Here is a 12,779-nt window from a genome sequence, read left to right as displayed (position 1 = left end):
GAAATCATTTTTAAAGACTGGTGAGTTAAATTTTTATTATCACATCATGATTTTTTGTTATTAAAATTTGTCGTCAATATTAAACAAGAAATGACTTTCTCATCGACACCATCTCATGACATTCATTTGTCTTGCATAGCTGTTCGTTTCAGATCAATCAGAACGACATATATGATGTGTAATGACCAAGTCTGCTGGATTTAGGAATAAGCGATGACAGATGCTCAAAATACCCTGCCAGAAACACAACCAGACAAAGAAACTTCGGACACTGCTGCAAAAGCAAAACGCAAGAAAGCCTTAAGCTTTGTCGCGGTGATCTTTATTGTGGCAGTGATCTTATATGCAATCTGGGCATTATTTTTAAGTCATTCAGTCACTACCGATAATGCCTATGTGGGTGCAGAAACCGCTTCGATTACCTCAATGGTGAATGGTCAGGTTAAGCAAGTTCTGGTCAGTGACACGCAGCAGGTCAAACAGGGCGATGTCTTGGTTCAGGTGGACAATCGTGATGCAGAAATTGCGGTTGCACAGGCGCAAGCTGAATTGATGAAAGCAAAACGTCAATATAAGCAGACGCAAGCCAATAGCAGTGCATTAAATTCACAGGTTTTTGTCAGTGATGACGGCATTCATAGTGCAGAGGCACAGGTGGCTAAAGCACAAGCTGAGCTGAATAAAGCGCAGGATGATTTGGCGCGTCGTAGTAAATTAAGTGCATCAGGTGCGATTTCGAAAGAAGAACTCAGCACTGCACAAAGTGCCGTGGATAATGCTCAAGCCGGTTTGGATTTAGCTAAAGCCGGCTTGGCTCAGGCGCAATCCAGTCAAAAAGCGGCACAAAGTACTTTAGCTGCCAATGAAGCGCTGATTCGCGGCAGTAATGAAACTTCAACTCCGGATGTATTGATTGCTCAGGCAAAACTGAAACAGGCACTGCTTGATTTGGAACGCACAGAAATTAAAGCGCCATTTGATGGGGTGATTGCGCGTCGGAATATTCAGGTGGGGCAGCGTGTTGCTGCAGGCACTGTGTTAATGATGCTGGTACCAATTAATAAACTCTATGTCGATGCCAACTTTAAAGAAAGCCAGCTGGCAAAAGTACAGGTCGGACAAAAAGCTACCCTAACTTCTGATTTATATGGTGATGATGTTGAGTTTCATGGCACCGTAGTTGGCTTTTCGGGTGGTACAGGTTCAGCATTTGCCTTAATTCCTGCACAAAATGCAACCGGTAACTGGATTAAAGTGGTTCAGCGTTTACCGGTGCGTATCGCACTTGACCCTAAAGAATTGGCCGAACATCCTTTACGTGTAGGCTTGTCGATGGAAGCGAAAATCAACCTCGCTTCGAAGTAGCGGCTTATGAATAATAACTATGTACCATTTGGCGACCTGAAAGGGGGGCGCCTGATCCTTGCTGCCTTTGTATTGGCTTTGGCCAATTTTATGGTGGTTCTGGATATGACCATTGCCAATGTTTCAGTACCACATATCACCGGCAGTCTGGCGGTTTCCAGTTCTCAAGGAACTTGGGTCATTACTTCTTATGCGGTTGCAGAAGCGATTTGTGTACCGCTGACCGGATAGCTTGCAGGGCGTTTTGGTGCGGTGCGGCTGTTTGTAATCAGTCTGATTGGCTTTACGGTTTTTTCCATTCTGTGTGGATTATCTACCAGTTTGGAAATGTTGGTCTTTTGCCGGATCGGACAAGGCCTGTTTGGTGGGCCGATCATGCCGCTCAGTCAAACCTTGTTGATGCGCATTTTCCCTCCGGAAAAGCAATCACAAGCCATGGGCATGTGGGCCATGACCACTGTGGTTGGACCCATTCTTGGCCCGATTTTAGGCGGTACGATTAGTGACAACCTGTCTTGGCACTGGATTTTCTTTATTAATATTCCAGTCGGAATTTTCTGTGCGATGGCCGCATTGCGCTTGTTAAAACCTGCGGAAACGTTAATTTCAAAAATCAGAATTGATACCATTGGACTGTTTTTACTGATTTTATGGATTGGCGCATTACAGTTGATGCTCGATCTTGGACATGAAAATGATTGGTTTAACAGTACCTTTATTTGTGTTTTAGCCGTGATTACCGTAGTCGGATTAATTCTGTTTATTATTTGGGAACTGACTGAACAGCATCCTGTGGTCAATATCCAGATTTTTAGATATCGCAGCTTTACCTTCTCGGTATTGTCTTTGGCCTTTGCCTTTGGGGCCTTCTTCGCCAGTATTGTACTTATTCCACAATGGGTACAGATTAACTTGGGCTATACCGCAACCTGGGCAGGTTATTTAACTGCCACCATGGGTTTTGGTAGTTTGCTCATGTCACCGATTGTGGCCAAAATGGCAACCAAATATGACCAACGGATTTTAGCCAGTTTTGGTTTAAGTCTTTTGGCGATAGTGACCTTGATGCGTGCTTTCTGGACCACCGATGCTGATTTTATGGCATTGGCCTGGCCACAAATTCTACAGGGTTTCGCTGTGCCGTTTTTCTTTATTCCTTTGTCCAATATGGCATTGGCTTCGGTGCAGCCACATGAAATGGCGTCTGCTGCAGGCTTAATGAACTTTCTACGTACTATGGCGGGAGCAATCGGTGCTTCCATTGCCGTAACCTTATGGGATGATCACGCCAAAGTTGCACGCAGTGAGATGGTTTCCAACTTACATGTAGATGAAGTCCAAAATACCCTCATACAAAGTGGCATGAGTTCACAAGGCGCACTGGGCTATATATCGAGTCTGGTGGATAAAGAAGTGTTAACTTTATCAGCCAATCATGTATTTTTAATTTTAGCGATGGTTTTTGTTTTTGCGGCTTTAATTGTCTGGCTCGCGCCAAGACCCAAATTGGGTATGGGAGGCGGTGGTCACGCGCATTAATGCTCATCATCTAGGATATAAAAAACCGCTGAATTCAGCGGTTTTTTAAGATAAAGAATATTGTCGTTGACCTCATATATCCGATCGGGTCCGTTTTAAAGCGGTTTGCCACTGAGTTAAACGACTTTGACGCTGATCCGCATTCATATTTGGCTCAAATGCCCGATCTAGCTGCCAAGATTCGGAAATCTCTGACAAATTAGAAAACACGCCTGCCTTTAAACCAGCCATTGCTACCGCACCCCATGCAGTTGATTCCAGCATTTTAGGACGCAGTACCGGAACATTGAGAATGTCCGCTTGGAATTGCATCAGCATATCATTGCGACTTGCACCCCCATCTACGCGTAACTCTTTTAAAGGATGGCTAATGTCTGCCTGCATGGCCATCAGCACATCAGAGACCTGAAAAGCAATGGATTCTAAGGCTGCACGGGCGATATGGGCTTTATTGGTTCCGCGAGACATCCCGCAAAGCAGGGCACGAGCATCACTGTCCCAATGCGGAGCACCGAGTCCGGTAAAAGCCGGCACCAGAACCACGCCGTCAGTGTCATTCACCTGACAGGCCAGTTTTTCAACTTCGCTACTATTTTGAATAATCCCTAAACCATCACGCAGCCATTGCACAATAGCCCCTGCCATAAATACGCTGCCTTCCAGTGCATAGGTAGTTTGATCTTGGCATTGCCACGCAAGTGTGCTGAGTAATTTATTTTGGCTAAATTGAACTTGATGACCGGTGTTAAACAGCATGAAGCAACCGGTACCATAGGTATTTTTTGCAGTACCGACTTCAAAGCAAGATTGACCAAACAGGGCAGATTGCTGATCGCCTAAAATACCGGTAATCGGGATATTGGCACCCAGTAAACCAGTTGCAGTATCAGCAATGTAGCTATCGGATGAAATGATTTTGGGTAAAACTGAATGTGGAATATTAAATAGCTCAAGCAGTTCTTCATCCCACGTTTGAGTTTGCAGATTCATCAGCATGGTACGTGAAGCATTACTGGCTTCAATAATGTGTTCACTGCCTTGGGTTAAGTTCCACATCAGCCAGCTATCGACCGTGCCAAACGCGACATGCCCTTGTTCGGCAAGTTCGCGTAAGCCATTTACATTTTCCAGTAACCATACCAGTTTTCCGGCACTGAAATAGGGGTCTATGCGTAAACCGGTTTTATGCTGAATTTTATCAAGTAAATTTTGTTGGATGAGTTGGTTACACCATTCGGTTGCGCGACGGTCTTGCCAAATAATGGCCGGGGCGAGAGGTTGACTATTACGCTTGTCCCATACCACTGTTGTTTCGCGTTGGTTGGTCAGCCCAATGGCTTTGATGTCTTTGGCAAGAATGTGAGCAGAGGCAAGCGCTTGTTGCACGACTGCAATTTGTGTAGTCCAGATTTCTTGGGCATCTTGCTCAACCCAACCCGAATGCGGTGTTTTGATATGGGTTTCACGTTGAGCGGTTGCCTGAACTTGTCCATGTTCGTTGAAAATAATCGCACGACTTGAGGTCGTTCCCTGATCGAGTGCAAGTAAATAGCTCATAATTTTTTTCTGTTATTAGGCTTGAAAAGTAAAATATTAGCGCAATAATGTCATTAAGCGCATCTAGTTGTGTAAATGTTTAGAAAAGAGGTCGTAATTTTTGACATTTATGCTATGATCGCTTTGTACTTTGGGGGTGTTTCTGGCTTCGACGCTGGTGATGAAACTCATAGATGCATGCCGAGAGCGCATTTTCTCTCGTAAATCAAATTTGCATTTTTTAGTCGCAAACGACGAATCATACGCTCTAGCTGCCTAAGGGCAGCTTGTCCGCCTCTCCGAATACTTGTGGTTAGAGAGACCGACTGAAGCGCACGCACACAAGGCCGTATAAAGTCAAGCCTCGGGGCTTTGTACTAAACTTAGAGGATCGCGATTTGTACCCTGTTCGTCGGGTCACAAAGAGTTAAAACAATAGACGATATCTAAGCATGTAGTATTCTCGAGCGTAGTGCTGGCGGACGCGGGTTCAACTCCCGCCACCTCCACCAAAATTCTTTCTGAAGTAATCCATCGGAATCTAAAAAAGCCTTTAAACTCAATGTTTAAAGGCTTTTTTTTATGCCTGTTTGTCCGAGTTTATCCGATATGATTTGACCCTATATTTGCTGTTTGTGGGTCAATATTGGGACAATTTGACCCACTAAATAAGTTTAATTACGTGGGATAAAGATATGTCACTTACTGATGTGATGTGTAAAAAAGCACTGCCGCAGGAAAAACAGTACCGCCTTTCTGATATTAATGGTCTGTCTTTACGAATCGATCCGAATGGGAAAAAATATTGGTCTATCCGATATACAGAAAATGGACAAAGGAAGTCAAAAGCATTAGGCATCTATCCTGAGCTGAGTCTAAAACGTGCTAGAGAGATAGCGCTTGATCTTAGGTATAAACTCAAAAATACGACTGAGGTCGAGCAGGAGCAGCCTTATTTTAAGGAAGTCGCAGAGGATTGGTTCAATAATCAAAAAGAAACCTGGTCATCCAAACATATCAGTAATGTTCGAGCTTCATTGGATGAGCTTTATATTGCTCTTGCTAATAAGCGTATTAACCAAATTCAAGCACCTGAGATTTTGCAAATCATTAAGAAAATTGAGGCCAGAGGCTCGCTTGAAATTGCAAAACGTACCTTGTCTCGTTGTGGCATGGTCATGAAGTACGCAATTGCGCATGGCTATCGTTATGATAATCCGGCAGGTGATCTGGTTTATGCTCTCAAGAACAAAAGAGTCAAAAACTTAGCTTCGCTTACTGCTGCTGAGATGCCTGAGTTTTTAAGGAAGGTTAGAGCATACCCAAGTGATGCTCAAACACATCATGCCATTATTCTGATTATGCTGACAGGCGTTCGGGTTAGTGAGTTACTGCAAGCACGCTGGGAGGAATTTGATCTAGAAGGACGTAAGTGGGATATCCCTGAAGAGCGTATGAAGAATCGACTTCCACATCGTGTGCCGTTGACGGACATGATGATTACTGAGCTTCAGGCTTTGAGACTTACTCATAATCAGGAACTCCTCTTTCCACATCGTTTAAATAACAAAGAACCTATGCGTAGCGAGTCTATTTTGGCCGTGATCAAGCGTTCGGGCTATGCAGGTCGGATGACCACACATGGTTTTAGATCACTATTCAGTACAGTCGTAAACGAATCGAATTTGTTTAATCCAGATGCAATTGAACGTCAGCTCGCCCATGTGCCGCAGAATAGGATTCGCTCGGCTTATAACCGAGCACAGTATTGGGATGAACGAGTGAAGATCATGGAATGGTATGGGGAGAAAATCAGTTATTGGTTGACATATTAAATATATTTTAGGTCTTAGTCCGGCACAATTTGCCGGATTTTTTTTGCTCAGAAAATGGTTTTAGCAGATGAAATGGGGGGATTTAAATCGATATTCTAATAAAAACAACTAAAAAAGAGATGTTAAATTAACACAAAAGTAAATTTCACAAATACATAAGTATATTTAACTTAAATAAAAGAATGTTTTTAAAATTTAAAAGTATATTTTTTGATAGTAATAATATTTATTTTTTACATACATAGTTATGTTTTAATAATACAAATAAATGTATATTATTTCTTATAAACTATTGAGAGATAATTATAAATGGCTAACTTAAGTAATAAAATTAAAGAATTAACTTATACTTTTGATGAAATGATAAGTGCATGGTCCGCAAATGGGTATTACAGGAAATCGAATGTAGAAAAAGGTTTAATTACAGATTTAGAAGTCTTGAAGCAAATTGAACTATTTTTTTTAGATATAGACTCTTTGAAAACATTGTTATTTGTACCTAGGGGAAGATATGTAAGGAATACGTATAAAGAAATGGGGACACTTCATCATCCAACTGAGGTATATGCCCCATCTGTTTATGCAAAAAAATGGTTTCCTTTCCAACATATTTTTAAAATGCATATCTGTAGAAGTGAGATTACAGAATACAAATTCCTTGAGATTAGCAATCGCTTTGAATATTTCTATCATGATTTTAATTTGTCTATCGCCACATGGCAGAGAGCTAAAGGAAATATTTTAAAAAAATATGCGGGTTCTGATGACTATGAAATTAAGCAAAGGATATTTATTTTTGAGTCTTATCATGAGCTTTTACCGAAATTAATATCTATTGATAACGTGCCATCCGAACTTGCACGTTTTATAAATGGAAGGGTGGGCGCATACAGGAAAGCAAAAGAAGAAGGTAGTAAAACTCGAAATATAGATGCTTCTTTTTCTAAAAAGAAGAAAGAATATTCACTGTACGTAAAAAAATTACTTGAGGAAAATGGAAGTTTATTTGCTGTATCAATAAACTTTTACTTTAGTAATGGATCAAGCCAATTAGATCATAGACTGATCAAGAAGAAGTTTTTAAATAGCTTGAGAAGTTTAAGTGATTTAAGCATGGTAGTCGGTTATCTTGGAACTTGGGAGTTTTCCCGTGCAAAGGAATATTACTTAAGGATTGTTTTTTTCATTCCTAAAAAACAAATGTATAAAGCTGAAATTTTTGAAGAAGTAATCATTAACTATTGGAATAACTTTCAATATAAACACGAAGGTAAGATGGTTAACCCACCCCTTGATGCTGAGGTGAGCAACTTAAGTTATTCCCATGATCGACTTAAAAAAAGTCATTGTGTTATTCCTAACTATCAATCATCAATATTTGAAAATTTTGTAGACACAGTTATCAATTACACTGTGTTAGCAGAGAAGTTTTTTTTCCCTTACGAGCTTCAGATGTTTTTATATAGCTACTCTAAAGAAGGAAAGCATACTGCTAATGAGGATGGCTATTACATCATTGATAATCTCAAGTACACGTTTTCACGTTCTTTTAGAGGGCATATTAGAAAAAATTAACTTTAGCTTCACTCTGCTTGGTAAAGTCCTCTGCCTTACGTTAAGTTGGTTTGAGGGACTCGCTGTTTTATCGGGGAATAGGCTTAACAGGTTTTTAAAATTATTATATTTAATATTAATTATATTTAATTATCAATAGTTTATTCTTGTATTGCTTGATTCCTTCCTCATATATATGGGAGAGCAATTAAAAGATTACAGACATGCCTGTGATATGAATCCTAACATGATGAGTATCACAACATGAATTTAACTACACCTCTTTGGAATGAAGCCAGCATTAGGAGTCTGAACAGATAAAGCCTGAATCTAAAGCTAATACAAAGCCCAAATGTAATCAAAGGGAAGGCTTTGTGCAGGATATTCAGCAAGGGTTGCAGGGGAGTGTAAGCACTGTGAATTAAGAGTGATTGCTCTGGAAAGTTAAATTTTACGGAGGGCTCTATTATTTGAGCGAATTGCCGCTCGCATCAATGATTAGGAGTAAACATCATGAATGCGTTTATCGGTCAAACATTTCAAATGAATCAACTTATCAGTATTAAGCAGGTCGTAGAATTTGTCGGTGTGGGGCGTTCTACCATCTACGAGATGATGGATGAAAACTCACCTTACTATGATCCTTCATTTCCCAAAAAAGTAAAGATTACTCAAAACCGTATTGGCTGGTCAGCTTATGAAATCCATCAGTGGATTGAAAATAAGTTGGTGAGTCGAGAATAAGGGAGGCTTTTGCTCCCTTATTTTTTTGCTGCTAGTAGACTGATTTTAAGTAATAAATTTTTCTGCATTTAACAGCTCTTTAAATTCATTATACTTAGTGACATCAAGTAATCTATTTTCAGTTAAGACAATAGTATTAGCTTGATTTTTGTATTCTTGTATTTCATTTCGATCCATCGCACAAATTATTAGTTGAACGGTATTAGGTGTGTACTTGGTTATGAAATCAATAATTTTGGAATAATTAAAATCCGCTTGTTCTTGTTGATTAGGCGTATCAATAATAATAGGAGCAAATACTTCATTTTGAGCGTTATAAATTTGCTTTAAGACAGCATAATAGTAAGCTAATAAACCGCGAGTACTTTCCGCAGCTCCACCATTTCCATGCATTTTATTGTAGTCTAGAGCAGAAGAGATTTCTGAAAGATTTACAGCAGTTGCATCTAATTGCTCAATATAACTACATAGGCTTAATTTGAAAGCTGTATCTAATTTTTCTTTATCTTCTTTTGTTAATAATTTTTTTTGCTCCTTTTTGTTTTCTTTAATAGATTTCTCAAATCTAGCCACTGTTATATTTTGTTCTTCGATTGTTTTTTGTACTCTGTTTTGGATTGTGCTTGTGGCAATTTCTTCAATAATGCTCTGATTAGTTGTTAATGAATTATTATTGCTAGACAATGATTTATCATATTTGACATTGATTTTTTGTATTTCGGACTCAATTTTATTTAGTAATACGTAGCTTTTATTTAATTTCTTATCAATAGAGCTGAGTTTGCTTTTTATCTTTTCGGTTTGGTTATCAGCTTCTACTTTATCTGAAAGAATAGATGCTCTATTTACGAGAGAGTTATCATGTTTTGTTCCACAGATAGGACATGATAGACTATCATTTTCTATATTTTCGACAGAAAATTTATAGTCTTTTTCTAGTTCTTGGGCTGCTATGACGGTTAAATCCAATTGGTTTTGATAGTAAACTTTTTCAGCATTTAGTTCCGCTATTAACTTGAAAAAACTTTCTTGTTTTTCTTGCAGGTTTTTAAGATCTTGATTAACTTGCTGATATAAATCTTTTAATTCATTAGATGTTAAAGCAGTTATTTGGGGGCTAGTTGGGAGATATTTGTTAATCACACTAATGCTGGTTTCAATGGCTTTAACTTTTTCTTCAATGTCTTTTTTTTCAGATTGATCGGCAGAAATTTTTTCCTGAATATCAAAATATTGCGAATTTATATATCCAGTATGGTACTTGATGATAGTTGGTTTCCATTGAGCATATTGCTGAAGATTAGAAAAACTATTCCACGTGCTGGTCCAACTTTGTTGCTGATCAATATAATAAGGAAGAAAATAATAAGATGGAGGGGGAGTTTCTAATTTAGTAGTGTTTTGTTTGTTTGGTAAAAGTACATTAAATTTAACCAATTCTGCAAATAGTTTAGAGTATTCACCAGTAGTTTTTTCGAATTTCTGCCAATTTTGATTAGGTTGTTTAAATAAAATCTGATTACCATATCTGTAAACTGAATATTCTTCAGTACCAATGCCAAAAATCAATAGACTTTTAATGTCTTGAACTTTCCATGTGCCATCAAGATTTGGAGAGCACCCCATTGTCCATAACAATAATTTAGCAAGAGTAGATTTGCCAATACTATTATTATTCCCCGTGATTAAATTGAATTTCGGATGAAAGTTGAACTGATTTGCGGACTTTTGGGAATTTGATACTATTGTTAATTGTCTGAACGATAAGTTTGTTATGTTGTCCAATTCGTAAATTCCTAATCAAAAGCTTAAAGTTATTAATATTTGGTTCAGTACTCTTCATTTTTACAAATCAACTCATATAAAAGTCTAGCTTTAAGATCATAGATGTCTTTAGATGTGATTTTATCATTTTTAAGTAATTGATCCATCGAAATTTTTATAAAATGTTCCAATCCTTCATTCTCATATACTGAGTAATTATTAGTTACAACCTCTTTTAGAATTTCTTTATCCTGCAGTATCGCGAGATTTCGTTGTAGTGAAGAGGTGTGATAACGATGAAATGCTTTTTTTATTTTAGTTTTTTCATGATATTTAGTGTTTAATTCATGAAGAATTTCAGTAAGTTCATTTTCTCTTATTTGTAAGTCATGGGTTTCTGTAAATTGAGAGATAGTATTTTCGACAGTGTGCCCAGTTAAACCTTTACGATTAATTAAGTCCTCCCATAATTTATAGTCATATGTAACCGCTCCTTTAATACGTAATTCATCAACTAACAATCTATAGATTGATTCAGCATTATGGTTTGCTCCAGCTTTAATCTTATTCACTAAATTTGAAACTTGTCCAATAGTGTATCTTTGGAATCCAGTAGGAGGTAAAGTTGGTGTAATAAATGAAAGTGTATTTGGTAAGTTTTCTTCTCCTATTTCTTTCTTAATAGCAGCTTGGATTTCATTAATACAGTCATCGTGTAAATCGCCAACTTTAATAACCTCTAGATTTAAAGGCTCTCCATTAAGTTGAAGTGAAAAACTGCATGTTGCTACTAAGTTTAAACTGACTAATTTATCAATATAAGGTTTATCCTGAACACCTAATAGCATTTTCCCTAAAACCGAATTAGGATCTTTTTTTGTACTTTTAGTTAAGCTCTTGCTTGTGTATTTAGAGCTCGATTTATTTTTAACTTGATTAAATTCAAATTGAGCTTTATTGCTATCAGTGGATGAACAATAAATAACATCTTCATGTAGTTCGACAAAAACAACGTAGTCTGTGGATATAGCATGTTCATCTAAGATTCGGCTTAAGGCCCAATGATATTGATATTCGTATTTCCCATATGTGCTAGCACCTGCAGTCTCTCTTTGGACAACTGCTAATGGGTTTTGTTCTTTTGCTTTACTACCATCTAGCATAAGTTTAAATCCTTTTAAGAAAATACCGAGCAGTAAATTTTTTTAAAAAAGCATGAAATATTAAATAATACATGAATTTTTAGAGTACTGCTCATAGCTGAATTTATAGTACCTGAGTTTGAGGGAAGCTTAATTTCTTGGGAAAATTGAATATGGTATAGATTTTAACTTTAAAGACACGATTTCACTGTTGGTTCTACTGAAGTTTATTGAGAGTGTATAAAAGAAGGAGTTCAAATGAACTCCTTCTTTGTTTATCAAATTGGGTCTAAATGGGTAAAAGGAGTACAGATTTTACTTATTTTTAAAATGCTTACAGGTCAGTTGTGTTGCCACCATCTCAATTGGTAGAACGCCATCTTGGCGAATTAACATCTGCAATGCTGAAACAATATATACAAAAATCACTCAACTTAATGGGGGATTACCTCAATGAACCCATATCTTAAACTCTTCGCTGCGACGGCATTTACAATGTCTTCAACACAGCTTATTGCCGCAGTTTCAACCATTAAGCAAAAACTGGAAAAAGAAGGTTTTAGCTTTGTGAAGCAAATTGAGGCACCAGCACAAATGACAGGTTGGGCTGGGCATATGCAGCAAAATCCAATGACGGTTTTCATCTCAAATGACAATAAATATTATATTGTTGGGGATTTGCATAATGCCAAAGGCGATAACTTAACCGTTGATGCGCTGAACAAACATGTCAAGCAATCCGTTTTGGATGATGTTTGGAAAAGTTTGGAAAAATTGGCTTGGATTCAGGATGGAAATGTTAAAGCACCACGGATTATCTATGTATTCTCAGATCCGAATTGCCTTTATTGCCATGTTTTCTGGGAAAAAGTCTGCCCGTATGTGAAAGCAGGCAAAGTTCAATTGCGCCATATCCAAGTTGGAATGATTCGTCCTGAAAGTTGAGGGCAGGCTGCAACTCTATTGACCGCTTCAAGTCCACAGCAGGCTTTTGAAACATTTAATGAGGCGAAGGGGAAGCAAAAACTGAAAGAATTAAAACCGATTTCTACACAGCTAGCAGAAAAACTGGAACGTAATGAAGAGATGATGAATAAATATGGTTTTTATGCGACACCTGCTTTAGTCTGGAAGAATGCTCAGGAGGCATTAGAAACAGCATATGGCTTACCTAAGGATTTAAAAAGTTTTTTTGAATAAAAACATGTGAATGGAAATGCGGATTCATATTGGTATGGATCAATTAAAAAGGACGTTATGAGAACGTCCTTTTTAATTTGTCCTCGGCTTTAATCTACTT

7 protein-coding genes, 1 other RNA gene and 3 pseudogenes are annotated in these 12,779 nt (G+C 38.0%); 8 read left to right on the top strand and 3 right to left on the bottom strand.

The features are described from left to right. The first annotated feature begins 213 nt into the window (after positions 1-213). Both ACP69Y_RS08895 and ACP69Y_RS08890 read left to right on the top strand, forming a co-directional pair. Positions 214-1,365, top strand: a complete 1,152-nt coding sequence (locus tag ACP69Y_RS08895) for an HlyD family efflux transporter periplasmic adaptor subunit (RefSeq protein ID WP_425917984.1) — start codon at positions 214-216, stop codon at positions 1,363-1,365. 6 nt (positions 1,366-1,371) lie between these two features. Next, positions 1,372-2,904: pseudogene (locus ACP69Y_RS08890) on the top strand (DHA2 family efflux MFS transporter permease subunit). Positions 2,905-2,976: 72 nt separating this feature from the next. Here the strand turns inward: ACP69Y_RS08890 and glpK are convergent. Then, complete coding sequence (gene glpK / locus ACP69Y_RS08885) at positions 2,977-4,461, bottom strand: glycerol kinase GlpK (RefSeq protein WP_425917982.1); 1,485 nt, start codon at positions 4,459-4,461, stop codon at positions 2,977-2,979. A 132-nt stretch (positions 4,462-4,593) separates the two neighbouring features. On the opposite strand from glpK, the gene ssrA reads away from it, so the two are divergent. From ssrA to ACP69Y_RS08860, 5 genes and pseudogenes are all read left to right on the top strand, one after another. After that, positions 4,594-4,952, top strand: a transfer-messenger RNA (tmRNA) gene (gene ssrA / locus ACP69Y_RS08880). A 183-nt stretch (positions 4,953-5,135) separates the two neighbouring features. Next, positions 5,136-6,275, top strand: coding sequence for a tyrosine-type recombinase/integrase (locus ACP69Y_RS08875; RefSeq protein ID WP_425917980.1), 1,140 nt, complete (start codon positions 5,136-5,138; stop codon positions 6,273-6,275). A gap of 309 nt (positions 6,276-6,584) precedes the next feature. After that, complete coding sequence (locus tag ACP69Y_RS08870) at positions 6,585-7,850, top strand: hypothetical protein (protein WP_425917978.1); 1,266 nt, start codon at positions 6,585-6,587, stop codon at positions 7,848-7,850. Between the two features lie 284 nt (positions 7,851-8,134). Then, positions 8,135-8,254 (top strand): annotated as a pseudogene (locus ACP69Y_RS08865) (hydrolase or metal-binding protein); the annotation flags it as partial. A gap of 88 nt (positions 8,255-8,342) precedes the next feature. Beyond that, the gene (locus ACP69Y_RS08860) at positions 8,343-8,573 is read left to right on the top strand and encodes a helix-turn-helix transcriptional regulator (RefSeq protein WP_425917977.1); all 231 of its coding nucleotides are present in this window, start codon (positions 8,343-8,345) and stop codon (positions 8,571-8,573) included. 45 nt (positions 8,574-8,618) lie between these two features. Here ACP69Y_RS08860 and ACP69Y_RS08855 read toward each other — a convergent pair whose 3' ends face one another. Beyond that, entirely contained in the window at positions 8,619-10,358 is a 1,740-nt protein-coding gene (locus ACP69Y_RS08855) for a hypothetical protein (RefSeq protein ID WP_425917975.1), read from the bottom strand. A 44-nt stretch (positions 10,359-10,402) separates the two neighbouring features. Continuing rightward, a complete protein-coding gene (locus tag ACP69Y_RS08850) occupies positions 10,403-11,500 on the bottom strand; it encodes a dsDNA nuclease domain-containing protein (protein WP_425917973.1) in 1,098 nt (365 codons plus the stop codon). A gap of 432 nt (positions 11,501-11,932) precedes the next feature. Here ACP69Y_RS08850 and dsbG point away from each other — a divergent pair. Beyond that, positions 11,933-12,679, top strand: a pseudogene (gene dsbG / locus ACP69Y_RS08845) (thiol:disulfide interchange protein DsbG). The last annotated feature ends 100 nt before the right edge of the window (positions 12,680-12,779 follow it).

The organism is Acinetobacter sp. TSRC1-2, assembly GCF_049895885.1.
Classification (GTDB): domain Bacteria; phylum Pseudomonadota; class Gammaproteobacteria; order Pseudomonadales; family Moraxellaceae; genus Acinetobacter.
The sequence above is the reverse complement of the archived record's forward strand: the minus strand, read 5'-3'. Positions and strand labels throughout refer to the sequence as shown.